General features: G+C 73.8%; 22 protein-coding genes and 1 tRNA gene. 16 read left to right on the forward strand and 7 right to left on the reverse strand.

Features of this window, described 5'->3' with window-relative positions; all coding sequences use genetic code 11:
* Window positions 1-15 precede the first annotated feature (15 nt).
* From ACYVHQ_RS01345 to ACYVHQ_RS01360, 4 genes are read left to right on the forward strand one after another with little or no spacing between them, the layout of a single operon-like run.
* Window positions 16-795, forward strand: a complete 780-nt coding sequence (locus ACYVHQ_RS01345) for a hypothetical protein (protein WP_460510200.1) — start codon at window positions 16-18, stop codon at window positions 793-795.
* Window positions 792-1,835 (forward strand): permease, encoded by a 1,044-nt coding sequence (locus tag ACYVHQ_RS01350; protein WP_460510202.1) that lies wholly within the window; start codon window positions 792-794, stop codon window positions 1,833-1,835. The genes ACYVHQ_RS01345 and ACYVHQ_RS01350 overlap by 4 nt, the downstream gene beginning before the upstream one ends.
* Window positions 1,828-2,646 (forward strand): TIGR03943 family putative permease subunit, encoded by an 819-nt coding sequence (locus ACYVHQ_RS01355; protein WP_460510204.1) that lies wholly within the window; start codon window positions 1,828-1,830, stop codon window positions 2,644-2,646. The genes ACYVHQ_RS01350 and ACYVHQ_RS01355 overlap by 8 nt, the downstream gene beginning before the upstream one ends.
* Window positions 2,627-3,994 (forward strand): WD40 repeat domain-containing protein, encoded by a 1,368-nt coding sequence (locus ACYVHQ_RS01360; RefSeq protein WP_460510206.1) that lies wholly within the window; start codon window positions 2,627-2,629, stop codon window positions 3,992-3,994. Before ACYVHQ_RS01355 ends, ACYVHQ_RS01360 begins: the two co-directional genes overlap by 20 nt.
* A gap of 17 nt (window positions 3,995-4,011) precedes the next feature.
* Here the strand turns inward: ACYVHQ_RS01360 and ACYVHQ_RS01365 are convergent, their stop codons facing one another.
* Window positions 4,012-4,311, reverse strand: a complete 300-nt coding sequence (locus ACYVHQ_RS01365; protein ID WP_460510208.1) for a DUF4031 domain-containing protein — start codon at window positions 4,309-4,311, stop codon at window positions 4,012-4,014.
* A 125-nt stretch (window positions 4,312-4,436) separates the two neighbouring features.
* Here ACYVHQ_RS01365 and rplU point away from each other — a divergent pair, with 125 nt between their 5' ends.
* The 11 genes from rplU to ACYVHQ_RS01420 all read left to right on the forward strand — a co-directional run bounded on the left by rplU (window position 4,437) and on the right by ACYVHQ_RS01420 (window position 12,533).
* The gene (gene rplU, locus ACYVHQ_RS01370) at window positions 4,437-4,745 is read left to right on the forward strand and encodes a 50S ribosomal protein L21 (protein ID WP_460510210.1); all 309 of its coding nucleotides are present in this window, start codon (window positions 4,437-4,439) and stop codon (window positions 4,743-4,745) included.
* A gap of 13 nt (window positions 4,746-4,758) precedes the next feature.
* Entirely contained in the window at window positions 4,759-5,013 is a 255-nt protein-coding gene (gene rpmA / locus ACYVHQ_RS01375; protein ID WP_460510212.1) for a 50S ribosomal protein L27, read from the forward strand.
* A 139-nt stretch (window positions 5,014-5,152) separates the two neighbouring features.
* Window positions 5,153-6,688, forward strand: a complete 1,536-nt coding sequence (gene obgE / locus ACYVHQ_RS01380; RefSeq protein ID WP_460510214.1) for a GTPase ObgE — start codon at window positions 5,153-5,155, stop codon at window positions 6,686-6,688.
* Complete coding sequence (gene proB, locus ACYVHQ_RS01385; protein ID WP_460510216.1) at window positions 6,685-7,518, forward strand: glutamate 5-kinase; 834 nt, start codon at window positions 6,685-6,687, stop codon at window positions 7,516-7,518. Before obgE ends, proB begins: the two co-directional genes overlap by 4 nt.
* A gap of 14 nt (window positions 7,519-7,532) precedes the next feature.
* Window positions 7,533-8,801: a glutamate-5-semialdehyde dehydrogenase gene (locus ACYVHQ_RS01390; protein ID WP_460510218.1), complete on the forward strand. Its 1,269-nt coding sequence runs from the start codon at window positions 7,533-7,535 to the stop codon at window positions 8,799-8,801.
* A gap of 57 nt (window positions 8,802-8,858) precedes the next feature.
* Complete coding sequence (locus ACYVHQ_RS01395; protein WP_460510220.1) at window positions 8,859-9,098, forward strand: hypothetical protein; 240 nt, start codon at window positions 8,859-8,861, stop codon at window positions 9,096-9,098.
* A 12-nt stretch (window positions 9,099-9,110) separates the two neighbouring features.
* Window positions 9,111-9,716, forward strand: a complete 606-nt coding sequence (gene nadD, locus ACYVHQ_RS01400) for a nicotinate-nucleotide adenylyltransferase (protein ID WP_460511206.1) — start codon at window positions 9,111-9,113, stop codon at window positions 9,714-9,716.
* A complete protein-coding gene (locus tag ACYVHQ_RS01405) occupies window positions 9,713-10,951 on the forward strand; it encodes a hypothetical protein (RefSeq protein WP_460510221.1) in 1,239 nt (412 codons plus the stop codon). Before nadD ends, ACYVHQ_RS01405 begins: the two co-directional genes overlap by 4 nt.
* 45 nt (window positions 10,952-10,996) lie before the next feature.
* Complete coding sequence (gene rsfS, locus ACYVHQ_RS01410) at window positions 10,997-11,398, forward strand: ribosome silencing factor (RefSeq protein ID WP_460510223.1); 402 nt, start codon at window positions 10,997-10,999, stop codon at window positions 11,396-11,398.
* 97 nt (window positions 11,399-11,495) lie between these two features.
* A tRNA-Ala gene (locus ACYVHQ_RS01415) sits at window positions 11,496-11,568 on the forward strand.
* 230 nt (window positions 11,569-11,798) lie between these two features.
* A complete protein-coding gene (locus ACYVHQ_RS01420) occupies window positions 11,799-12,533 on the forward strand; it encodes a YflT domain-containing protein (RefSeq protein WP_460510225.1) in 735 nt (244 codons plus the stop codon).
* A 106-nt stretch (window positions 12,534-12,639) separates the two neighbouring features.
* Here ACYVHQ_RS01420 and ACYVHQ_RS01425 read toward each other — a convergent pair whose 3' ends face one another.
* The 4 genes from ACYVHQ_RS01425 to ACYVHQ_RS01440 form a co-directional block, all read right to left on the reverse strand.
* On the reverse strand, window positions 12,640-13,227 hold the full coding sequence (locus ACYVHQ_RS01425; protein ID WP_460510227.1) for a GNAT family N-acetyltransferase: 588 nt from the start codon (window positions 13,225-13,227) through the stop codon (window positions 12,640-12,642).
* 39 nt (window positions 13,228-13,266) lie between these two features.
* Window positions 13,267-13,755, reverse strand: a complete 489-nt coding sequence (locus ACYVHQ_RS01430) for a DUF4188 domain-containing protein (RefSeq protein WP_460510229.1) — start codon at window positions 13,753-13,755, stop codon at window positions 13,267-13,269.
* 81 nt (window positions 13,756-13,836) lie between these two features.
* Complete coding sequence (locus tag ACYVHQ_RS01435) at window positions 13,837-16,389, reverse strand: ATP-dependent DNA ligase (protein WP_460510231.1); 2,553 nt, start codon at window positions 16,387-16,389, stop codon at window positions 13,837-13,839.
* A 349-nt stretch (window positions 16,390-16,738) separates the two neighbouring features.
* Window positions 16,739-17,626, reverse strand: coding sequence for an SDR family oxidoreductase (locus ACYVHQ_RS01440; RefSeq protein WP_460510233.1), 888 nt, complete (start codon window positions 17,624-17,626; stop codon window positions 16,739-16,741).
* A gap of 90 nt (window positions 17,627-17,716) precedes the next feature.
* Here ACYVHQ_RS01440 and ku point away from each other — a divergent pair, with 90 nt between their 5' ends.
* Window positions 17,717-18,799 carry a non-homologous end joining protein Ku gene (ku, locus tag ACYVHQ_RS01445; protein ID WP_460510235.1) on the forward strand — a complete coding sequence of 361 codons (1,083 nt, stop codon included), beginning with the start codon at window positions 17,717-17,719 and terminating at the stop codon, window positions 18,797-18,799.
* A 39-nt stretch (window positions 18,800-18,838) separates the two neighbouring features.
* Here ku and ACYVHQ_RS01450 read toward each other — a convergent pair whose 3' ends face one another.
* Together ACYVHQ_RS01450 and ACYVHQ_RS01455 are read right to left on the reverse strand one after the other, a co-directional pair.
* Entirely contained in the window at window positions 18,839-21,235 is a 2,397-nt protein-coding gene (locus tag ACYVHQ_RS01450; RefSeq protein ID WP_460510237.1) for a phosphoketolase family protein, read from the reverse strand.
* Window positions 21,232-23,175 carry a glycoside hydrolase family 15 protein gene (locus ACYVHQ_RS01455; RefSeq protein ID WP_460510239.1) on the reverse strand — a complete coding sequence of 648 codons (1,944 nt, stop codon included), beginning with the start codon at window positions 23,173-23,175 and terminating at the stop codon, window positions 21,232-21,234. Before ACYVHQ_RS01455 ends, ACYVHQ_RS01450 begins: the two co-directional genes overlap by 4 nt.
* Window positions 23,176-23,336: the final 161 nt, after the last annotated feature.

A 23,336-nucleotide genomic window follows, 5' to 3' on the forward strand; every position in this document is an offset into this window, starting at 1 on the left:
GTCTAGGGTGTCTGCGTGCCCGCCGCAGACCACCCCCAGCGCCGCCTCCGGTCGTCGATCGGGGCGGCGCTGGCGCGTGGGGGCCCGGCGGCGTCGTGGCGGGAGCGCGTGCTCGCGACGAGCACGGCCCTCGTCGTGCTGCTCGTGGTGCAGTTCGTCCTCGGCCTCGCCGCCCTCCTGGGCGCGGCCGTCGCCACGACGGCGACGCCGTTCCCCAGCGGGTTCGTCGCGACTCCCGTGGGCCAGTTCCTGGGCACGTTCCTCCTCTACCCCTGGCCGTTCTACGTGGCGGCGGCCGTCGTCCTCCTCGTGGTCCGTCCCGTCTCGGCCGCGCTGCCGCTGCCCGTCGTCCTGGTCCGCGGCACCCTCGCGGGCGCCGTCGGCACGGTCGCCCTCGCCCTCGTCGGCATCGTCCCGGGCGTGCTGCTGTCGCTCGAGGGCGGCACCTGGGCCAACCTGGCCCTCTACCTGACGAGCATCCCGCTGAGCCGGGGCATCGGCCTCACGGCCGTCCTGCTCGTCGGCTGCGTCCTGGCCCGCCTCTGGCTGCACGAGCCGCAGGGCGACGACGTCGTCGACCGTCCCGAGCGGACCAGCGCGACCGACGGAGCGGTGCCGCCCCCCGGCACCGGTGCCGACGCCGGCGACGCCGAGGGCGCCCGCGCCCGGCGCACCGCCTCGACGCACGCCGCCCTCGATCCCACGGACGTCCCCGCCGCGTCGCCGCCCGGGCCGGGCCGTCGCGAGCCCCGCCCCGACGACCACTCGCGCTTCGCGCCCCCGGAGGACCGATGAGCACGACGGCCCCCGAACGTCCCACGACCGACCACGCCGGGCACGAGCACGGCGTGCGCCGGTCGTCGGCGGGCCTGCTCGTCGCGGGCGGCGTCGTGCTCGTCCTGCTCGTCGGCCTGCGCGTGGCAACCGCCGGGGCCGGCCCGGGCCTCCTGCCGCCCTCGCTGCAGGACTTCGTCACGCTCACGATCAGCGTCATCGTCGAGTCGATGCCCTTCGTGCTGCTCGGCATCGTGCTCTCGGTCGTCGTGCAGGTCTGGCTGCCCCAGGCCTTCTTCGAGTCGTGGCTCCCGCGTCAGCCGGTGCTGCGCCGGGCCGTGATCTCGTTCCTGGGCATGTTCCTGCCGGTCTGCGAGTGCGGCAACGTGCCGCTGGCCCGCGGGCTCGTGCTCAAGGGCTTCACGGTCCCCGAGTCGATGACGTTCCTCATCGCGGCGCCGATCCTCAACCCCATCACGATCCTCACGACGCACGCGGCCTTCGGCTGGGACTCCGGGATCCTCGTCGCCCGCCTCGTGGGCGGCTTCGCGATCGCCAACCTCATCGGATGGCTCTTCAGCCGTCACCCCCGCCCCGACGAGCTGCTCACGGGCTCGTTCGCCGCGGCGTGCGCCGTCGCCGACCACGGTCACGCGACCGGCAGGAGGATCGAGAGCGTCGACCTGTTCCGTCGCGAGATGGCGACGATGATGCCGGCCCTCTTCATCGGCGCCGCGATCGCAGGCGGGGTCCAGACGATCGTGCCCCGCTCGGTGCTCGTGGCCCTCGGCAGCAACCCCGTGTGGAGCGTCCTCGCGATGATGGCCCTGGCCTTCGTCATCTCCCTCTGCTCGAACGTCGACGCGTTCTTCGTCCTCCCGTTCGCGAGCACCTTCCTGCCGGGCAGCATCGCCGCCTTCCTCGTGTTCGGACCGATCATCGACGTGAAGATGCTCGCGCTCCTGCGCACGACCTACCGACCCAGGGTGCTGGCGCAGATCACCCTCGTGGTCGCCCTGACGAGCGCCGCGATCGGACTGGTGGTGAACTTCCTTGCGTGACGTCCTCCTCGCCCGCTGGCAGGGCGTGCTGCTGACCCTCGTCGTCGGCGTCGCCACCCTGTGGCTGGCCGCGACCGGGCAGCTCGTGCTCTACATCCACCCGCGGTACGTCGTGTTCACGGTGGTCATGACGCTCATCGGCGTCGCGGCCTCGCTCGCCGTGCTGCTGTGGTCGCCGCGCGGGGACGACCCCGACGACCACGACCACGCCGACGAGACCTGGCCGACCGAGGAGCCGGGGCGCGCCCGGCGCCGGCGCTCCCGCCCGGGCCGCACGGCCCTCCGGCGCTCGCTGCTCACGGCCGGCACGATCGTCGTCACGGCGCTCGCGGTGGCGATCGTGGCGCTGCCGCCGGCGACGCTCACGAGCGCCACGGCCACCACGCGCGACGTCAACTCGTCGACGGCTGCCCTCGAGGGCACGACGGTCGACGAGGCCAACGCGGCGGGCTCGTCGGCCTACGCCTCGTTCAGCGTGCTCGACTGGGCGGGCCTCCTGCGCCAGACGAGCGACGTGGCGTTCTACACGGGCAAGCAGGCCGACGTGACAGGGATCGTCACGGCGTCCGGCGACGACCCCGACGTCTTCTACCTCACCCGTTTCGTCGTGACCTGCTGCGCCGTGGACGCGCAGCCGGTGGGCGTGCCGGTGCAGCTGCCCGACTGGCGCGACGAGCTCGCCGTCGACCAGTGGGTGCGCGTGGAGGGCGGGTTCCAGACGAACCGCAGCGCCGAGAGCAGCGACCCCGTCGCGCTCGTCCCCGAGACGATCGAGCAGGTGGACCAGCCGCGTGACCCGTACCTCTACTGACCCGCAGGGCTCCCGCCGCTTCCGACGGGGCCTGGCCGGCGTCGTGGGCGTGCTCGTGCTCGTCTGCGCCGTGTTCGGGGTGCTGACGCACCTGCAGGGCCCCAAGCTCCAGCGCACGTCGGTCGACGTGGGCGCCGTCGTCGACCGCCCGGGGCAGCAGCTGCGCTTCTTCGCCAACCAGGCCGTGGCGCGGGTCGACCCCTCGCAGGTCACCGTCTCGCCGGCGGCCGACGTGACCGTGCAGACCGACGGCGACGTCGTCTCGGTGCAGTTCACCGAGCGGCTGCGCTGGGACGCCACCTACCGGGTGACGGTCGAGGGCGTGACGAGCGTCTACCAGCCGACGTCGTCGACCTTCGAGACGCGGTTCAGCACGGGCACCGCCGACACGTGGCGGCTCGTGCGCGGGGCAGGGGGCGCGGACGACGTCCTCGAGCGCGCCCCGCTGCACGGGGGCGAGCGCGAGCAGGTCTGGAGCGCGCCGGGCATCCAGGCCTTCGAGCCGTTCGACACGGCGGTCGCGGTGGTCACCGACGACGGGGAGCGGTCGGCGCTGCAGCTCGTCTCGGACGACGGCGTGGCCGTCGAGCAGCTGCCCTTGCCGGGGGAGGGGCGCGTCACGGCCTTCGACGCCGACCGGGCGACGACGACCCTGGCGTTCTCGTTCCGGGCGGCCGGCAGCGACTCGGAGGTGCTCTTCTCGCTGCCGCTGCAGGGCGCGCGCGAGCCGGTCGCCGTGCCGTCGATCACCGGCCAGCCGATCACGGTCGCCGACTGGCTGGTCGTGCCGGGGCGCGACGCCCTGGTGGTCCGTGCCGACGACGACTCGGTCACGCTCGTCGACCTCTCCGGCGTCGAGCCGCCCCGGCCCGTCGGCACCTACGTCTCGCTGCAGTCCGTCTCGCCCGACGGCGGGTCGCTCGTCGCGGCGACCGCCCTGCAGACGGTGCGCGTGGACCTCGCCACGGGGCGCGAGGAGCCCGTGGCCTTCGCGGGCGTCGAGGGGCGCACGCCGTTCCGCGGTGACGCGGTGGCCGTCGGTGGCGGCCGGTACGTGCAGGAGGTCACGCTCCCCGTGGGCGAGGGAGCCGACTACGAGACGCGGATCGTGCTCGACGACGACGGCGAGGCCGTCACGCTCTACGAGCCGACGGCGACGGCCGCGGTGGTCGGCTTCTCGGTCTCGCCGAACGGGCAGTACCTCGCGGTCGAGACCGCCGACGCGTCGACGCCCACCGAGACGAGCGACCTCATCGCGCCCGTCCCCGTCGGGACGACGACGGTGGTCGTCGACGTGGCCGGCGCGGCCGTCGTCGCGAGCTTCGCGGGGTCCAGCGTCGCCTGGTGAGCCGTGGGCCCGGTCGGTCAGGGCCTCGGGGCGACCGCTGCGTCGCCGAGCCCGCGCTTGCGGCGCTGGGACACCCGGAGGCCGCTCCGCTCGAGGCGGCGGGCCAGGTCGAGCCCGGTGACGGGGACCGCGCCCGCGGCGACGAGGTCGGCCCAGCGGGCCTCGGGTACGTCGTAGTGGTCGTGGTCGAACGCCCGACGGGGCACGCCGTGCCGCCCGGCGAAGTCGTGCAGCTCGTCGTACGTCTCGTCGCTGACCAGGTGCGCCCAGAGCGTCCCGTGGGCCGGCCAGACGGGGTCGTCGATGAGGATGCTCACGCATCGATGCTACGCGGGGCTCGTTGACCGAGGCCGCTGACGCCGTGTACCCTAGCCCTTCGTCGTGCGCCCACGTGCCGCCGACCCCCACTCTTTCGTCACCACCTCGAGCAAGGAACGCAACCATGGTCTACGCAGTCGTGCGCGCCGGTGGTCGTCAGGAGAAGGTCGAGGTGGGCACGATCGTGACCCTCGACCGCCTGAAGGCCAGCCAGGGCGACAGCATCACCCTCGCCCCCGTCCTCCACGTCGACGGCGACACCATCACCGCCGACGCGCAGGCCCTCGCGGGCATCACGGTCACCGCCGAGGTCCTGGGCGACCTCCGTGGCCCCAAGGTCGTCATCCAGAACTACAAGAACAAGACCGGTTACAAGCGTCGCATGGGCTTCCGTGCCGACCTGACCCGCGTCCAGATCACGTCGATCGCCTGAGGAGCACGCAGACATGGCACACAAGAAGGGCGCATCGTCCACCCGCAACGGCCGTGACTCCAACGCGCAGCGCCTCGGCGTGAAGCGCTTCGGCGGTCAGGTCGTCCTCGCCGGCGAGATCCTCGTCCGCCAGCGCGGCACCCACTTCCACCCCGGCGTCAACGTCGGCCGCGGCGGCGACGACACCCTGTTCGCCCTCGCGCCGGGCTCGGTCGAGTTCGGCAGCAAGGGCGGCCGCAAGGTCGTCAACATCGTCGCCGGAGCCTGACGGCCCCAGCACCCCGGTGGTCCGCTGCCCGCAGCGACCGCCCACGCCACGAGTGGACGAGCCTCCGGCTCGTCCATTCGTGCGTCCAGCCTCGTGCCGTCACCGGCACGGCCTCCGAGAACCTCAGTAGGGACACACCATGGCCACCTTCGTCGACCACGTGACGCTCCACCTCCGCGCCGGCAACGGCGGCAACGGCTGCGTGTCGGTGAAGCGCGAGAAGTTCAAGCCGCTCGCGGGCCCCGACGGCGGCAACGGCGGCCACGGCGGCGACATCGTCATCGTCAGCGACACGGGCGTGACGACGCTGCTCGGCTTCCACCGCGCGCCGCACCGCTCGAGCGGCAACGGCGGGTTCGGCATGGGCGACCACCGGTCCGGCACGAACGGCGAGACGCTCGAGCTCGTCGTCCCCGTGGGCACCGTCGTGAAGTCCGCCGACGGCACCGAGCTCATGGACATGACCGAGCCCGGCCTGCGCTACGTCGCCGCGCAGGGCGGCCTCGGCGGCCTCGGCAACGCGGCCCTGTCCTCCACGAAGCGCAAGGCACCCGGCTTCGCCCTCCTCGGCACCCCCGGCTGGACCGGCGACGTGCTGCTCGAGCTCAAGGTCGTCGCCGACGTGGCCCTCGTCGGCTACCCGTCCGCCGGCAAGTCGAGCCTGGTCGCCGCGATGTCGGCGGCGAAGCCGAAGATCGCGGACTACCCCTTCACCACGTTGCACCCGAACCTGGGCGTCGTCGAGTCCGGCGAGACCCGCTACACGATCGCCGACGTGCCCGGCCTCATCGAGGGCGCCAGCGAGGGCAAGGGCCTCGGCCTGGAGTTCCTGCGCCACGTGGAGCGCTGCTCCGCGCTCCTGCACGTGCTCGACTGCGCCACGCTCGAGCCGGGTCGCGACCCGATCTCGGACCTCGACGTGATCCTGCGCGAGCTCGAGGCGTACCCCGTGCCCGATGGTCAGGTGCCCCTCCTCGAGCGTCCCCAGATGGTCGCGCTCAACAAGGTCGACGTGCCCGAGGGCCGTGAGCTGGCCGACTTCGTGACCGCCGAGCTCGAGGGCCGCGGCTACCGGGTCTTCGAGATCTCCGCGGTCAGCCGCCAGGGCCTGCGCGAGCTGTCCTTCGCGCTGGCCGAGGTGGTCGAGCAGAGCCGCGCCGAGATCGCGGCGCGCCCGGCGCCGCCCCGCCTGGTCGTGCGCCCGCGCGCGGTCGACCAGAAGCCCTTCGTCGTCAAGGTCGAGGGCGGCAGCTACGGCGCCGTCTACCGCGTGCTGGGCCAGAAGCCGGAGCGCTGGGTCGTGCAGACCGACTTCAACAACGAGGAGGCCGTGGGCTACCTGGCCGACCGCCTCAACGCGCTCGGCGTCGAGGACGCCCTCTTCAAGGCCGGGGCCGTCGCGGGATCGACGGTCGTCATCGGCCCCGAGGGCGGCATCGTCTTCGACTGGGAGCCCACGCTCTCGTCGACGGCCGAGCTCATGACGAGCGCGCGCGGCACGGACCCGCGCGTCGGCGGAACGGACCGCCCGACCCGTGGCCAGCGCCGCGAGGAGTACTTCGAGCGCATGGACGCCAAGGCCGAGGCCCGGGCCGAGCTGCAGCGCGAGCGCGCCGCGGGGCTCTGGACCGACGACGAGGGCTTCGTCGTGCGCGAGGGCGACGAGCAGTCGTGACCGGGCGGCGGAGCACGCCCGTCCTCGGCCGGGGCGACCTGGCCGGGGCAGGGCGCCTCGTCGTCAAGGTGGGCTCGTCGTCCATCTCCGGACCGAACGCCGACCGCATCGACCCCCTGGTCGACGCCCTCGCGGCCGCGCACGCCCGGGGCACCCAGGTCGTGCTCGTGTCGTCGGGCGCGATCGCGACGGGCATGCCGCACCTCGGGCTCGACTCCCGACCGGTCGACCTGCCCACGCAGCAGGCCGCCGCGGCGGTGGGGCAGAACCTGCTCATCTACCGCTACCAGCAGAGCCTGCGACGGTCGGGCATCGTGGCCGGCCAGGTGCTCCTCAGCGCGGGGGACATGGCCGACCCGACGCACCGGCGCAACGCCCAGCACGCCATGGAGCGCCTGCTCGACCTGCGCATCCTGCCGATCGTCAACGAGAACGACACCGTGGCCACGCACGAGATCCGCTTCGGCGACAACGACCGCCTCGCGGCGCTCGTCGCCGAGCTGGTCGGCGCGGACGCGCTGGTCCTGCTCAGCGACGTCGACGCCCTCTACACGCGGCCGCCCTCCGAGCCCGGCGCGGAGCGCATCGCCGAGGTCCCCTTCGGGGACGACCTCGCGGGCGTCACCTTCGGCAGTGCCGACGCGGCGGGAGTCGGCACGGGGGGAGCGGGCACGAAGGCCGCGGCCGCCCGGCACGCGGCCGCGGCCGGCACGCCGGTGCTCGTGACGGCGGCGGGCCTGGTGGCCGAGGCGCTCTCGGGCCACGAGGTCGGCACCTTCTTCGAGGCGGACCGGTCGCGGGCGGCGGGGACCGTCGGCGGGGCGGCCTGACCTAGACTCTCGGCATGTCGCCCACGGACGCCGTCGCCCCCGCCTTCCTCGAGAAGCTCACGGCCGCGAAGGAGGCCGCCACGGAGCTCGCCGTCGCGACGACCGCGCAGAAGGACGCCGCGCTTCTGGCGGTCGCCGACGCGATCGTCGCCGCGGCGGACCGCATCGTCGCCGCCAACGAGCTCGACCTCGTCGCCGCGCGCGAGCAGGGCGTGCCCGCGGGCGTCCAGGACCGCCTCCGGCTCGACCTGCCCCGGCTCGAGCAGCTCGCCGCGGCCACCCGGCTCGTGGCGGGGCTCGACGACCCGGTCGGGGGCAGCGTGCGGGGCCGGGTGCTGCCCAACGGGCTCCGGCTGGACCAGGTGCGCGTGCCGCTGGGCGTCGTCGGCGCCATCTACGAGGCGCGGCCGAACGTGACGGTCGACATCGCCGCGCTCGCGCTCAAGAGCGGCAACGCGGCGGTGCTGCGCGGGGGCAGCGCCGCCCGGCACGGCAACGCCGTGCTCGTCGAGGTCCTGCAGGAGGCCCTGGTCGCGTCGGGCCTTCCCGCCGCGTCCGTCGTCACGGTCGACGAGCACGGTCGCGACGGCGCGCGCTGGCTCATGCGCGCGCGAGGCCTCGTCGACGTGCTCGTGCCGCGGGGGAGCGCCGAGCTCATCCGCACCGTGGTCGAGGAGTCGACGGTGCCCGTGGTCGAGACGGGCGCCGGCGTGGTCCACGTGTTCCTCGACGCGACCGCGGACGTGCAGATGGCGGTCGACGTCGTCGTGAACTCCAAGGTGCAGCGGCCGAGCGTCTGCAACGCGCTCGAGACCCTGCTCGTGCACGAGGGCGCCGTCGACCGCGTGCTGCCCGCGGTGCTCGCCGCCCTGGCCGCCGAGGGCGTGACGGTCCACGGCGACGAGCGCGTGCAGGCGCTCGACGCCGCCGTGGTCCCCGCGACCGAGGCCGACTGGGCCGCCGAGTACCTCTCGCTCGACCTGGCCGTGCGCGTCGTGCCCGACGCCGACGCGGCCATCGCGCACATCGCCCGGTGGTCCACGCAGCACACCGAGTCGATCGTCACGGCCGACCTCGCGACGGCGGAGCGGTTCCTCGCCCGGGTGGACAGCGCCGTGGTCATGGTCAACGCCTCGACGCGCTTCACCGACGGCGGCGAGTTCGGCTTCGGGGCCGAGGTGGGCATCTCGACGCAGAAGCTGCACGCGAGGGGCCCCATGGGGCTGCCCGAGCTCACCAGCACGAAGTGGATCGTGCGCGGCCAGGGGCAGGTGCGCCGCTAGGCGACGCCCGTCCGTCTAGACTGGGGCGGATCGTCACGCTCGGAACAGGAGACACGCATGTTCGACGCCCTCGTCACCACGGTGCTCGCGGCACCCGCCCTCGCCGAGGCAGCGGAGCACGCCGAGGGCGGGCTGCCCGTCTTCGTCTTCCCCGCGATCTTCGCCGTGGCGTTCGTGTTCCTCGGCTACGTGGTCTTCAGCTTCCGCGACGTGTCGAACCGGTCGGTGCGCAAGCCCTCGACGCAGCAGCACTCCGCCGGCGCCATCGACGAGTACGGTCACCCCGAGCAGCACTGACCCGTGGCCGAGATGACCTCGCAGGCCGCACCCGGCCGGCGCCGCGTGGGCGTGATGGGCGGCACCTTCGACCCGGTGCACCACGGCCACCTCGTGGCGGCCAGCGAGGTCGCCCAGTCGTTCGGCCTCGACGAGGTCGTGTTCGTGCCGACGGGGCAGCCGTACCAGAAGCCCGCCGTCACCGACGCGGAGCACCGGTACCTGATGACGGTCATCGCGACCGCGTCGAACCCGATGTTCACCGTGAGCCGGGTCGACATCGACCGCGCGGGACCGACCTACACGATCGACACCCTCCGCGACCTGCGGGCGTTGCACCCGGAGGCGGAGCTCTTCTTCATCACGGGGGCCGACGCGGTCGCGCAGATCCTCGACTGGAAGGACGCCCCCGAGCTGTGGCAGCTCGCGCACTTCGTGGCCGTCTCCCGCCCGGGTCACGACCTGTCCGTGAGCGGCCTCCCCGAGAGCGACGTAAGCTTGCTCGAGGTCCCCGCCCTGGCGATCTCGTCCACCGACTGCCGCAGGCGGGTCGGTCGCGACTTCCCCGTGTGGTACCTGGTCCCCGACGGTGTCGTCCAGTACATCTCCAAGCACCACCTGTATCGGAGCCACGCATGAGTTCGTCCGACGGCCAGCCGCCGCTCACCCGACGCCAGGCGCGCGAGCTCGAGCGGGCCCGTGAGGCCGGCGCGGCCCTGACGGGGGCCCACCCGGTCGTGCCGACGCCCACGTCCGAGCCCCGCAGCGCCCAGGGCCCGTCGTCGACGCGTCCGCCCGCGTCCACGGCGGTCCCGTCCTCCTCGCACGCGCCGGCCTCGGCCTACGGCCCGGCGTCCGTCGCCGAGCCGGGCCAGACGCTGAGCCGTCGTCAGCTCCGTGCGCTCCGCGATGCCCAGGAGGCCGGCCAGGGTGCGCCCGCGCCGCTGCAGGAGCCCGCGCCCGAGCCGCGCCGCGACCTGTCCGAGGCGCTCCAGGGCGTCGACGCGATCGTGTCCACGCACGACGGCGCGACCTCCGCCCCGCGCGCCACCGCTCCGTCCGGCTTCGACTCGATCCTGCCCCGCGTCGACGAGCGCCCGGCCGGTGCGGACGTCGACGACGAGGGCGTCGACGACGGGGGTGACGAGGCCCCGGGGCCGCGCCGCACCGCGGTCTCGTCGGCGCCGACGCCCGAGCCCGCTCCCGCCTCCGCGCCCCGCGCCGAGCGGAGCGGTCCGGCCGTGCCACCGCCGACGTCCACGCCGTCGGTGTTCCCGTTCGCCCTCGGTGGCCAGCAGCCGACGCCCGTCGAGCCCGCGCAGCCGCTCGTCGAGCCCGCGCGCCCGGTCGACGAGGGTCCCGTCCCCGCGCAGGAGGCCCCGGCGCCGCCCGCCTTCACCCCGCCGGTCGCGCACTGGTCCGACCAGGGCGTCATCGACGACGAGCCCGAGGCCGACACCGCCCCGGGGCGCACGGTCGGCCCCGACACCGGTCAGACCAACGCGTTGATCCTCACCGACCAGCAGGTCGCCGACGTCACCGGGGCGCTCAACGCCACGGGGGAGATCATCATCACCGGCTCGATCGACCTGCCCCGCAGCCTCGCGGCCACGGGGTCGCAGGCGAAGATCGACACGTCCGACATCGACCGGCTCATGGAGCAGGGCGACGCCGAGCAGGCCGAGACCGACGCTCAGCCCGTCCGTGCGAGCCGGGCGATCAGCACGCACACCTCGACGCGCTCCGTGGTCCTCTCGGCCGCGCAGCAGCCGTCGAGCAAGCTCCCGCTCGTCCTCGGCGTCGGCGGCGGCGCCGTCGGCGTCCTCCTGGTGGTCGGCGTCGTCGTCGGCTTCGCCACCGGCCTCCTCGGCTGATCGACCGTCCTCCCCCTCCCGCACCACCCACCCCAGAAGGAATCCGTGACCGCCACCCCTCGTGCCCTCGAGCTCCTCCAGATCGCGGCCCGCGCCGCCGACGCGAAGCAGGCCGACGACCTCGTCGCCCTCGACGTCTCCGGCCCGCTGCCCCTCACCGACGTCTTCCTGTTGGCCTCGGGCCGCAACGAGCGCAACGTCCTCGCCATCGCCGGCGAGGTCGAGGACGCCCTCGTCCAGGCGGGGGCCAAGCCGCTGCGCCGTGAGGGCCGCTCCGAGGGGCGCTGGGTCCTGCTCGACTTCGGCGACCTCGTGGTGCACGTCTTCCACGACGAGGACCGTCAGTACTACTCGCTCGAGCGCCTCTGGAGCGACTGCCCCGTGCTGCCGCTCGACGTCGTCAGTGCCGACGCCGACGCCCCGGCCGACGCGGACGCCGAGGCCTGATCGCCCGGTACCGGTCGCGGTGGTCATCGGGCCGTCCGAGATGGTGTACAGTTGAGGAGTTGCTTCGGCAGGGTGAAGAACCCGAGGAGCACGATCTGGGTCTGTGGCGCAGCTGGTAGCGCACCTGCATGGCATGCAGGGGGTCAGGGGTTCGAGTCCCCTCAGATCCACCCGAACACGATGAAGGCCCTCCCCGACGGGAGGGCCTTCGTCGTGTTCGGGCACTCGTCGGAGCACGCAGGCCGGCGCTGCAGGCCGGCGCTGCAGCGCCGGCGCTGCAGGCCGGCACGGGTGTGCACGTTCTCGGAGTGCTCGATATATCACCTGTGCGAGCGCTGAACGTCCGCTCCACGAGGGCGTGCACGGGGCAGCATGGTGGGGACCCGCTGGAGGAGACACCATGAGCGACACGCACGACACCGACCGACCCCGCACCGACCGGCCCACCACGGGGGGAGGCGACGGCGACCTCGCCGGGCAGGGCGCGACCCCTGCTCCCGAGCCGCGCCCGGCCCCTGCGTACGGCGAGTACGCCCCCGAGGGCACCGTGCCGCCGGTCGCGGCACCGCCCGCCGGACCCGGGCAGCCCGTCCAGGGCGAGCCCTACCGCGGCCAGCCGTACGGCGGCGGCCAGCAGCAGGGCGGCGGACCGACCGTCGCCCCCGGCGCCGGAGCCTGGGCCGGGGGGTCCTGGCCGCAGACCCTCGCCACCTACGAGAAGTACGAGCAGGCCCAGTCCGCGGTCGACCTGCTCAGCGACGAGGGGTTCCCCGTCGAGGCCGTGTCCATCGTCGGCCACGACATCCGCACGGTGGAGAACGTCACCGGTCGGCTCACCAAGGGCAAGGCCGCGCTCCGCGCGATGGGAGGCGGGGCCTGGTTCGGCCTGCTGCTCGGCGTGCTCTTCGGCCTGTTCTCCCCGGGCGAGGCCTGGTTGGGGATCCTCCTCCTGGCCGTGGGCCTCGGTGCCCTCTGGGGCGCCCTGTTCGGCTTCGTCGGGCACGCGGCCCAGCGCGGCCAGCGGGACTTCGCGTCCGTCCGCACCATGGAGGCCGGGCGGTACGAGGTCCTCGTGCGCGGCGAGCTCGCCGCGCAGGCGCACCAGGTGCTCGCGGCGGGGCGCAGCACGCGCTGACCGTCCGTTGTGCGGCGGCGCTGACCGTCGCCACCTGGCGCCCACCGGCGCGATGCCCCTCGTGGGCGTCGGGCCCGGTGGGCGCCGTCGTGCGTGGTGGCCGGGGTCAGGGGCCGTCCGGGGCCGCGCGCCGGTACAGGCGGTAGAGCACGTGCGGGCGCAGGGGCGATCCGATCGGCAGGGCCGGGTGCACGAAGTCGTCGGCCGGGTCGCGCGTCATGCCGAGGCGTCGCATGAGGGCTTGGGAGCGCTCGTTCGTGGCGGCCGTGAAGCTCACGACGGCGTCGAGGTCGGCGCCGTCGGGTGCGAAGGCGAAACGGAGCACCTCTCGGGCGGCCTCCGTCGCGTACCCCTGCCCCCAGGCGTGCGCGGCGAGCCGCCAGCCGATCTCGACCTGGCCCTCCAGGTGCGGCAGCTGGCCGGGACGGGAGAGCCCCGTGAAGCCCAGGAGAACGCCGTCGTCGCGGCGCTCGACCGCCCAGAGGCCCCAGCCGTCCCGCTCGAAGGCGGCCTCGATGTGCTCGACGGCCGCGTCGCTGCGCTCCTGGGTGAGCGTCGCCGGGAAGTGCTCCATGACGACCGGGTCGGCGTTCAGGGCGGCGAACGGTCCGCGGTCGGCGTCGCGCCAGCGTCGGAGCAGCAGGCGCGTCGTCGTGAGGACAGGGCCGGGCAGGTCGTCGCGTCGCTCGTGCACCCCGCCACGCTACCGGTGCCGGGGCATACCCGACCCGGGTCAGGAGGGTCGCGTGCGACCCGCCTCGGCGCGCTGCCGGGCGGTCTCGCTCCGGCTGCCGACGGGCACCGAGCGCGTCGCCCTGGCGAGCCCGGTCACGCCCGTGCCGACGTACATGCTCTCGGCGCGGTCGACGACGAACGTCTCGTGCCAGATGCCCACGGCCCGCGGTGCCCGTCGGGCGCGGGCGTTGAAGGCGGACCAGGCGGGACGGTGCGTGGCCGACGGGTCGCTCGCGTAGGCGTAGAGCGCCTCGAGGCTCGTCCAGTACTGCACGACCATCGGACCGCCCGCACCGAGGGTCACGCGGAAGCCCGCCAGCCCCGAGCTGCGGTCGCGGCTCAGCTCGGCGAGCATCGGCCCCATGGCGCGGAACACGGGCAGCCACTGGTCGGGTCGCCACCACTGGCGCACCGTCATGCCGATGAGGAACACGACGAGCTCGCCGTCGTGCTCGTGGGTCGTGCGCTCGGGACCGGGACGTGGCACGAGGACTCCTCAGGGTCTGGTGCTGCCGATGCTACGGCGTGCGACCACGGCCGCGCGAGGGCGACACCTGTCGGCGGGCGCTCACGGCTCGACGACGACGTCCTCCGGCGCCTTGTCAGGCCGCCAGCCCCGCCAGGTGGCGTGGCGCAGGTGCCCCGACGCCGTCCACTCCGCGAACTGGACCTCGCCCACCCGTGACGGCGTCACCCAGTGGGCGCCGCGCGCGTCGACGGCCGGCACGTCGACCAGCGGGGAGGTCGACCGTTCGTGCCGGCGGAGCTCGGTGAGCAGGTCGTCGAGCTGACGGTCCGTGAAGCCCGTGCCCACGCGCCCGACGTAGCGGAGGCCGCCCTCGTCGGGCACGCCCAGCAGCAGCGAGCCCACGCCGCCCGCGCGTCGGCCGGTGCCGGGCCTCCATCCGGCGACCACGACCTCCTGCGCGCGGTGGTGCTTGAGCTTGATCCAGGCGCGCGACCGTCGACCCGCGACGTAGGTCGAGTCGGGGCGCTTGGCGACGACGCCCTCGAGTCGCAGCCGGCGCGAGGTGCGCAGGGCGGCGTCGAGGTCGCCCTCGAAGACCGGCGGCACGTCGATCGGGCCCTCCGGGCGGACGACCCGCTCCAGGGCCGCGCGACGCTCCGTCCAGGGCTCGTGCACGAGCGACCGGCCCTCGGCCGCCGGCACGTCGAACAGCAGGTAGCGCACGGGCACCTGGCGCTGCGCCCGTCGCACGTCGCGCTCCCGCGTGAGGCCCGTCCGGGTCTGCAGCAGCCCGAAGTCGGGCCGTCCGCTCCCGTCCACCGCCACGATCTCGCCGTCGAGCACGGCGTCGCCCGCCACCTGGTCGGCGAGGACGGCGAGCTCCGGGAACGAGGGCGTGAGGTCGTTCCCGTTGCGGCTCGTGAGGGTCACCGCACCGTCCCGCACGACGGCGATCGCCCGGATCCCGTCCCACTTCATCTCGTGCACCCAGTCGTCGCCGAGGTCGGCGGGGCCGCCCGCCGTCGCGAGCATCGCCGCCACGGCGGTGGTCGGGGTGGTCCCGCCCGCAGGAGGCGCGTCGTGCGTCGCGGGTGCGGCCTCGCCCCGAGCGGTGGCGGGCGCGGGGGAGCCGTGCGGAGCGGGGGCGCGTCGCCCGCGGGACGACCTCGTGGCTCCTGACCCGCCCGCGTCGGCGTCGTGCATGCGGTGCACGATCCAGTTGCGGGCGGCGGAGCGCCCGCCGTGCCCCGTGTGGATCAGTGCCACCCGCCGCGTGCCGCGTTGCTCGCCGTGCAGCACGACGACGACCTCCTCGCCGTCGCGCCACGTCGAGAGCTCGTAGGTGCCGGAGTCCCAGACGGTCACCTCGCCCGCGCCGTACTCGCCCGCCGCAATCGTGCCCTCGAAGGTCGCGTACTCGAGCGGGTGGTCCTCCGTCTGCACCGCCAGGTGGTTCGTGCCCGGGTCGTCGGGCTCGCCCTTCGGCAGCGCCCAGCTCACGAGCACGCCGTCGTGCTCGAGCCGGAAGTCCCAGTGCAGGCGTCGCGCGTGGTGCTCCTGGATCACGAAGGTGCGCCCGTCCGTGGGCGGCGGCGCGTCCGCGGGGACGGGCTCGCGCGTCCTGGCCGGGTCGCGCATCGAGCGGTAGGTGGCGAGGCGGTCGGGGCGGTCCGCGTCGGCCGGGGCGTCCGTCGCGGCGCGGGCCGGGCCTCCTGCCGTCACGCTCTCGCGAGCAGGAGGCGCGCCCTCGGCGTCCGGGGCGACCGGCGGCGTCCCCGCCGACAGCCGGGCGAGGGGGTCGCCGCGACGACGGAGCCGCTCGAGCACCTCGCCGTGCTCCAGCTGCCGGAGGTGCGGGGAGGCCAGCTCCCTCCACGTGCGCGGGGCCGCGACGGTCGGCCTCGACCGGCCGCGCAGCGAGTACGGCGCCACCGTCGTCTTGTTGCCGTTGTTCTGCGACCAGTCGAGCAGCACCTTGCCGCGACGGTCCGCTCTGCCCATCGTGCTCAGCACGAGGTCGGGGTGGTCCGCCTCCATGGCCCGCGCGAGCTCGTGGGCGACCGCACCCACCTGCTCGCTCGTCTGCCGGCCGTCGAGGGCGGCGTAGAGGTGCACGCCCTTGCTGCCGCTGGTGACGGGCACGAGCTCGAGGCCCGTGCCGGCCAGGATCGGCCGCAGCAGCTGCGCGACCGCGACGCACTCGGGCAGGCCCACGCCCTCGCCCGGGTCGAGGTCGAGCACGAGGCGGTCAGGGTCCCGCCGCGCGCCGCGAGGGCCGAACCGCCACTGGGGCACGTGCACCTCGAGCGCTGCCACCTGGGCGAGCCAGGTCAGCGTCGCCAGGTCGTCGACGAGCGGGTACGTGTTCACGTGGTCGCTGTGCTGCAGCTGCTGGCGCGGCACCCAGTCCGGTGCCGAGTCGGGCAGGTTCTTCTCGAAGAAGACGGGCCCGTCGACCCCGTGGACCCAGCGCTTGCGGGTCGCGGGTCGGCCCTCGACGTGCGGCAGCATCCACTCCGCGACGGCGGCGTAGTACGCGAGCACGTCGGCCTTCGTCGTGCCGGTCTCGGGGTAGAGCACCTTGTCCAGGTTCGACAGCTGCAGGGCGTGCCCGCCGACCTGCACCCGCTCGGTGCGTCCCTTGCCGGCCATGGCGTGCCTCCTGCGCTCGTGGTCCAGTCGTACCAGGCCCGGCGGCGGCGCGGCCCCGGCGGGCGGGCGGCACGGGTCGCACGTCAGGTGCGGCGCGGCACGGGTCGCGCGTCAGGTGCGGGGTCCTGCGGAGCGGGACTGCGCCTCCTGCGCTCGCGGTGGTCGCGTCCGGCGCCGGACGCGACAGGTAGGACGCGACACGCCGCCCGGACCGGGGTCGGGGCGGCGTGTCGGGTGCCGCGGGTCGCCTTTTTCGCCCAAGAGTGCCAGCTGCGGTGCGCACGTGGAGCGGTGCGCCGACGCTGCGGCAGGAGGCGCGGGCAGAGAGGGGCGGTGCAGGAGGGGCGGGTCAGACGGCCGGCATCGCCCCGGCGATCGTGATGGTCGCGCCGCTCGTGTAGCTCGACTCGGGGCTCACCAGGTGCACGTAGGCCGCCGCGAGCTCCGCGGGCTGGCCGGGACGACCGTAGGGAGCCTGGCCGCCGAACTGCGACACGGTCTCCGCGTCGTCCGAGCCGGGCTGCAGCGGGGTCCACACGGGACCGGGGGAGACCTGGTTCACGCGGATGCCCTTGGGCGCCAGCTGCTGCGCGAGCGCACCCGTGAAGACGCCGATCGCACCCTTGGTGAGGGCGTAGTCGATCTTGTCGGGGCTGGGCTGCGTGCCCTGGACCGACCCCGTGGTGACGATCGACGAGCCGGGCTCGAGGTGGGGGATCGCGGCCTGGCTCAGCCAGAACAGCGAGTAGACGTTGGTCTTGATGGTCGAGTCGATGTCCTCGGTGGTGAGCGTGAGGATGTCGTCGTTGCTCTTCATGCGGCCGGCCACCATGACGAGCGTGTCGAGGCCGCCGAGCTCCTCGACGGCCGTCGCGACGAGGTCGCGGCAGTACTGCTCGTCCGAGATGTCGCCGGGCACGAGCACGGCCTTGCGGCCCTCGCCCTCGAGCAGGTCGCGGACCTCCTCGGCGTCCGCCTGCTCGCTCGGCAGGTAGCTGAGCACGAGGTCGGCGCCCTCGCGGCTGAGCGCGATGGCGGCGGCGCGGCCGATGCCCGAGTCGCCGCCGGTGACGATGCCGCGGAAGCCCGTGAGGCGCTCCTTGCCGACGTAGCTGGTCTCGCCGTGGTCGGGCTTCGGGTCCATCTTCCACGCCTCGCCCGGGAGGGACTGCTCCTGCTCCGGGTACGGCGGCGCGGGGTAGAGGTCGACGGGGTTCTTCTTGTCGTACTGGCTCATGCACCCACGATGCCCGCCGGAGGCGCACGCTGCCCGGCCGGTGTACCCCGCCGAGGAGCACCGGGAGCAGACGCGGAGGAAGCTGGGCGCATGCGATCGATCTGGAAGGGCGCCGTCACCTTCGGCCTCGTCAACGTGCCCGTCAAGCTCTACAGCGCCACGCAGGACCACGACGTGTCGCTGCACCAGGTGCACGACGCCGACGGCGGCCGCATCCGCTACCAGCGGCGGTGCGAGATCTGCGGCAAGGTCGTCGACTACGAGCACATCGACAAGGCCTACGACGACGGCGACCGCACGGTCGTGCTCACCGACGACGACCTCTCGTCGCTGCCCGAGGAGCACTCCCGCGAGATCGACGTGCTCGAGTTCGTGCCGAGCGAGCAGGTCGACCCGGTCACCTTCGACCGCAGCTACTTCCTCGAGCCCGACGGCTCGTCGCCCAAGGCCTACGTGCTGTTGCGGCGCACCCTGGAGGAGACGGACCGCACGGCGATCGTGCACTTCTCGCTCCGCCAGAAGACCCGGCTCGCGGCCCTGCGCGTGCGGGGCGACGTGCTCATGCTGCAGACGCTGCTCTGGGACGACGAGGTGCGCGAGGCGCGGTTCCCGTCCCTCGACGAGCCCGTCAGGATCTCGAAGAAGGAGCTGCAGATGTCGGCGTCGCTCGTCGAGTCGCTGAGCGACGACTTCGAGCCCGCGGACTTCAGCGACGACTACCAGGAGGAGCTGCGCCAGCTCATCGACGCCAAGCTCGAGCAGGGCGACTCCCTCGACACCGACGCCACCTTCGGTCGCGACGACGACGACGAGGACGACGCCGACGGTGGTGAGGTGATCGACCTCATGGAGGCCCTGCGGCAGAGCGTCGAGCGCAGCCGGACGGCGACCCGGCCGGCGAAGAAGGGCCACCCCAGCCGTTCAGGAGGCACGGCCGACGACGGCGAGGAGGCACCGGCCGCGAAGGGGGCCGGTGCGAAGAAGGCTGCTGCCGAGAAGGCGCCGAGGAAGGGGGCCTCAGCGAAGGAGGCCCCGGCGAAGGAGGCCCCGGCGAAGGAGTCCGCCGCGAAGGAGGCCCCGGCGAAGAAGGCGCCTGGGAAGAAGGCGCCCGCGAAGAAGGCGCCGGCGAAGAAGGCCGCCACGAAGAAGGCCCCGGCGAAGGAGTCGGCCTGACCCGGTGGCCGGGTGCCCGTGGGCACCCGGCCGCCGTCGTCAGCGGCCGAACTCCCAGGCGACGACGTCGGGGTGGTCCTCGCCGTGCTCGTACGCGTACGCCCTGGCTCCCTCGCGGAGGCCCTCGTACTTCTCCACCAGGTCGGGGTGCTCGTCGGCGAGGCCGGGCACGCGCTGCAGCACGTCGAGCACGAGCCGGTACCGGTCGATGTCGTTGAGCATCGCCATGTCGAACGGCGTGGTCGTCGTGCCCTTCTCCTGGAACCCGCGCACGTGCAGGTTCTCGTGGTTCGTGCGCCGGTAGGTCAGGCGGTGCACGAGCGACGGGTAGCCGTGGAAGTCGAAGACGACGGGGCGGCTCGTCGTGAAGAGCGCGTCGAAGTCCTCGTCGGTGAAGCCGTGCGAGTGCTCGCGGACGTCCTGCAGCCGCATGAGGTCGACGACGTTCACGACGCGGGTCCGCAGCTCGGGCAGCTCCTGCCGCAGCAGGTCGGCGGCCGCGACGGTCTCGAGCGTGGGCACGTCGCCCGCGCAGGCGAGCACCACGTCGGGGTCGCGCCCGGGCTCGGGCGTGCCCTCGGTGCCGGCCCACTCCCAGACGCCGGCTCCGCGCCGGACGTGCTCCTCGGCCTCCTGCAGGGAGAGCCAGGCCGGGGCCTCCTGCTTGCCGGCGACGACGACGTTGACGACGTCGGTCGTCCGCAGCGCGTGGTCGAGGACCGCGAGGAGGGTGTTCACGTCGGGGGCGAGGTAGATCCGCACGAGGTGCGCCTGCTTGTTGACGACGACGTCGAGGAACCCCGGGTCCTGGTGCGAGAAGCCGTTGTGGTCCTGCCGCCAGACGTGCGACGACAGCAGGTAGGTGAACGACGGCACCGGTTCGCGCCACTCGATGCCGACGCTCGCCTCGAGCCACTTGGCGTGCTGGTTGAACATCGAGTCGACGATGTGCACGAAGGCCTCGTACGTGTTGAGCAGGCCGTGCCGACCGGTGAGCACGTAGCCCTCCATGAGGCCCTGCAGGAGGTGCTCGCTGAGGACCTCCATCACGCGGCCCGACCGGGCGAGGTGCTGGTCGTCGGGGCCGAGCTCGGCGGCCCAGACGCGGTCGGTGACGTCGAAGAGGGCGTCCAGCCGGTTCGAGACCGTCTCGTCGGGGCCGAAGACGCGGAACGTCGACGGGTTGTCGCGCACGACCTCGGCGAGCCAGCGGCCGAGCACGCGCGTGGCCTCGGCCAGGGTGCGCCGGTCGTCGCCGGTCTCGACCGCGTGCTCCCGGAAGTCGCTGAGCTCGAGGTCTCGCCGGACCCGTCCGCCGTTCGAGGCGGGGATCGCGCTCATGCGCTTGTCGCCGCGCGGGCGCAGCGCGTCGAGGAACGCGGCGGGGCGGCCCTCGTCGTCGAAGAGCTCCTCGGGGCGGTACGAGCGCAGCCACTCCTCGAGCTGCGCGCGGTGCGCGTCGTCGTCGCGGACGCCGCTCAGCGGCACCTGGTGGGCGCGCCAGGTGCCCTCGACGCGCTCGCCGTCGACCTCCCTCGGGCCGGTCCAGCCCTTGGGGGTGCGCAGCACGATCATCGGCCAGTGCGGTCGCTCGTCGGAGCCCTCGACCCGGGCGGCGTGCTGCAGCTCGTCGATGCGCGCGAAGGCCGTGTCGAGGGCCGCGGCCATCTGCTCGTGCACGACCGTGGCGGGCTCGCCGTCCGAGCCGCCCGCGACGACGATCGGCTCGTACCCGTAGCCGCGGAACAGCTCGAGCAGCTCGGACTCGGGGATCCTGGCCAGAAGGGTGGGGTTCGCGATCTTCCAGCCGTTGAGGTTGAGGATCGGCAGCACCGCGCCGTCGGCCTTCGCGTCGAGCAGCTTCGACGCGTGCCAGCTCGTGGCCAGCGGCCCCGTCTCGGCCTCGCCGTCCCCGACGACGCACACCGCCACGAGGTCGGGGTCGTCGAGCACGGCGCCGTAGGCGTGGCTCAGCGAGTAGCCGAGCTCGCCGCCCTCGTTGATCGAGCCGGGCGTCTCGGGGGCGGCGTGCGACGGGATGCCGCCGGGTGCCGAGAACTGACGGAACAGCACGCGCCGACCGGCGGCGTCCTGCGACACGTGCGGCATGAGCTCGGAGTACGTGCCCTCGAGCCAGGTGTTGGCGACCATGGCCGGCCCACCGTGGCCGGGGCCGCAGACGTAGAGCAGGTCGCGGTCGTCCCGCGTGATGATGCGGTTCAGGTGCGCGTAGACGAGGCTCAGCGCGGGACTCGTGCCCCAGTGCCCGAGCAGGCGCGGCTTGATGTCGTCGCGCTCCAGGGCGCGCTGGGGGATCGGGTCCTCGCGCAGGTAGATCTGCCCCACCGTGAGGTAGTTCGCGGCGCGCCACCAGGCGTCGACGAGCTCCAGCTCGTCGGCGGTGGCGGGCGCCGGCGTCGTGCGACGCTCGGTCATCGGTCGTCCTTCCCGGTGCTCGGTCCGTCGGCACGCTGGCGCGACATCTCGTCGATGGTCACGGCGGCGTTGACGAGCGCCAGGTGGCTGAGGCCCTGCGGCAGGTTGCCCACGAACGAGCCGTCGGAGGGCTCGATCATCTCGCTGAGCAGGCCCACGTCGTTGACCTGCTCCACGAGCTCGTCCATGAGCCGTTCGGCCTCGTCCTGACGACCCACGCAGGCGAGCGCGCCGGCGAACCAGAACCCGCAGGCCGTGAAGGTCCCCTCGACCTCGTCCATGCCCGTGTAGCGGTACATCAGGGGACCTGCGCCGAGCTCCCGCCGCAGGTGGTCCAGGGTGCGCGACATCCGCTCGCCGCGGTCGAAGCCGCTGGCGGCGTGCAGCAGGACCGACGCGTCGACCTTCGTCGTCCCGGGGTGCATGACGTAGCTGCCGAGCTCCTCGTCCCACCCGTGCTCGTCGATCCACTCGACGATGAGCTGCTGGTTCTCGCGCCAGTGTTCGAGGTCCTCGGGATCGGGGTGGATCTCGCCGGCCTCCGCGAGCGCGATCGCCGCGTCGATCGCCTGCCAGCAGCCCATCTTGCTCGACGTGTAGTGCTCGAGCTCGTCGAGCTCCCACATGCCGCTGTCCTGCTCCTGCCAGCGGCGGCACGCCTGGTCGGCGAAGTCCGCGAGCAGCGTGCTCGTCGCGGCGTCGAGGATGTTCCCACCCTCCACGTAGGCGCGCATGATCCCCAGGATGTCGGCGAAGACGCCGAGCTGCAGCTGGTCGGCCGCGCTGTTGCCCGAGAGGACGGGGCCGATGCCGCGCCAGCCCTCCGAGCCGGTCTCGTGCATCCCGTCGGGCAGGCTGCCGTCGAGCTCGAAGAAGATCTTCATCTCGCCGTCCTGCGCCTTGAGGGCCTTGAGGATCCACGACACGGCCGCGTGCGGCTCCTCGCGCAGGCCGAACCGCAGCAGCGCCTCGACGGTGTACGCGAGGTCGCGCACCCAGGCGAACCGGTAGTCGTAGTTCTTCTCGCCGCTGGGGCTCTCCGGCAGGCCCGTGGTCGCGGCCGCGGCGATGGCGCCCGTGGGCGAGAAGATGAGCAGCTTGAGGGCGAGGGCGCTCCGGTGCACGGCCTCCTGCCAGCGTCCCTCCCAGTGGAACTCCTCGCTCCAGAAGGCCCAGCTGTCGACGGTGCGGTCGATGCCCTGGTCGACGATGCGCGGGTCGGGCAGGTGCACCGGCTCGTCGTCGACGCCGCAGACGCAGATCAGGTGCCGCGAGCCGGGGCCGGTCGTGAAGGCACCGCGGAACTCCAGCGGACCGTCGGGGTGGCCGTCGTCCGGCCCGTGGGGGTCGGTGCGGCCGTGCTCGAAGCCGACGAGCGCGAGGTCGATGCTCCCGGCGCGGAGGATCGGCCCGTGCTGCGTGTCGACGCGCTCGACCGGCTCGGTGCCGAAGGTGTTGCCCGGCACGACGGCCCAGCGCATGTCGACGGTGCCCTCGACGCCCTCGATGCGGCGGGCGAGCTCGGTCCAGGGCAGCCGGCCGGCGATGCCGACGACGAGGGCGTCGGTGACCTCGACGACGCCCGTCGCGGTCGCGAAGCGGGTGACGAGCACGTTCGTGCCCGGCACGTACTCCCGGGTGCTCGTGAAGGGGCCGTCGGGCCGGAGCTCGACCCGTCCGCCGTGGCCGGCGTCGAGGAGCCCGGCGAAGACGGGAGGGGAGTGCAGCGCCGGCACGGGCAGCCAGTCGATCTGGCCGTCGCGGGCGACGAGGGCGACCGTGCGGCCGTCGCCGATGGCGGCGTAGGAGCGGAGGTCGACGTAGCCGTCGACGCGGGCCTCCGGCGCGTCCTCGCGCTCGCTGGCGTCGCGGTCGCCGAGGGCGTCGTCCCCGAAGCTGGCGTCGGTGTCGGCGGGATCGATCTCGATGTCGGTGCTCACCCGTCCACCGTGCACCGCGCGGGCGCGTCGTGCCCGCGCGCGCGGTGCGATTCACAGCGAGCAGCCGACCACCCCGGGACGGACGACCAGGAGGCGCGGGAGGTCACCCTGCACCGGTGCGCGACCGGGGTCAAGCCCGGGCGCGCCTCCGGCCCTCCGTC

The organism is Frigoribacterium salinisoli, from assembly GCF_054781095.1.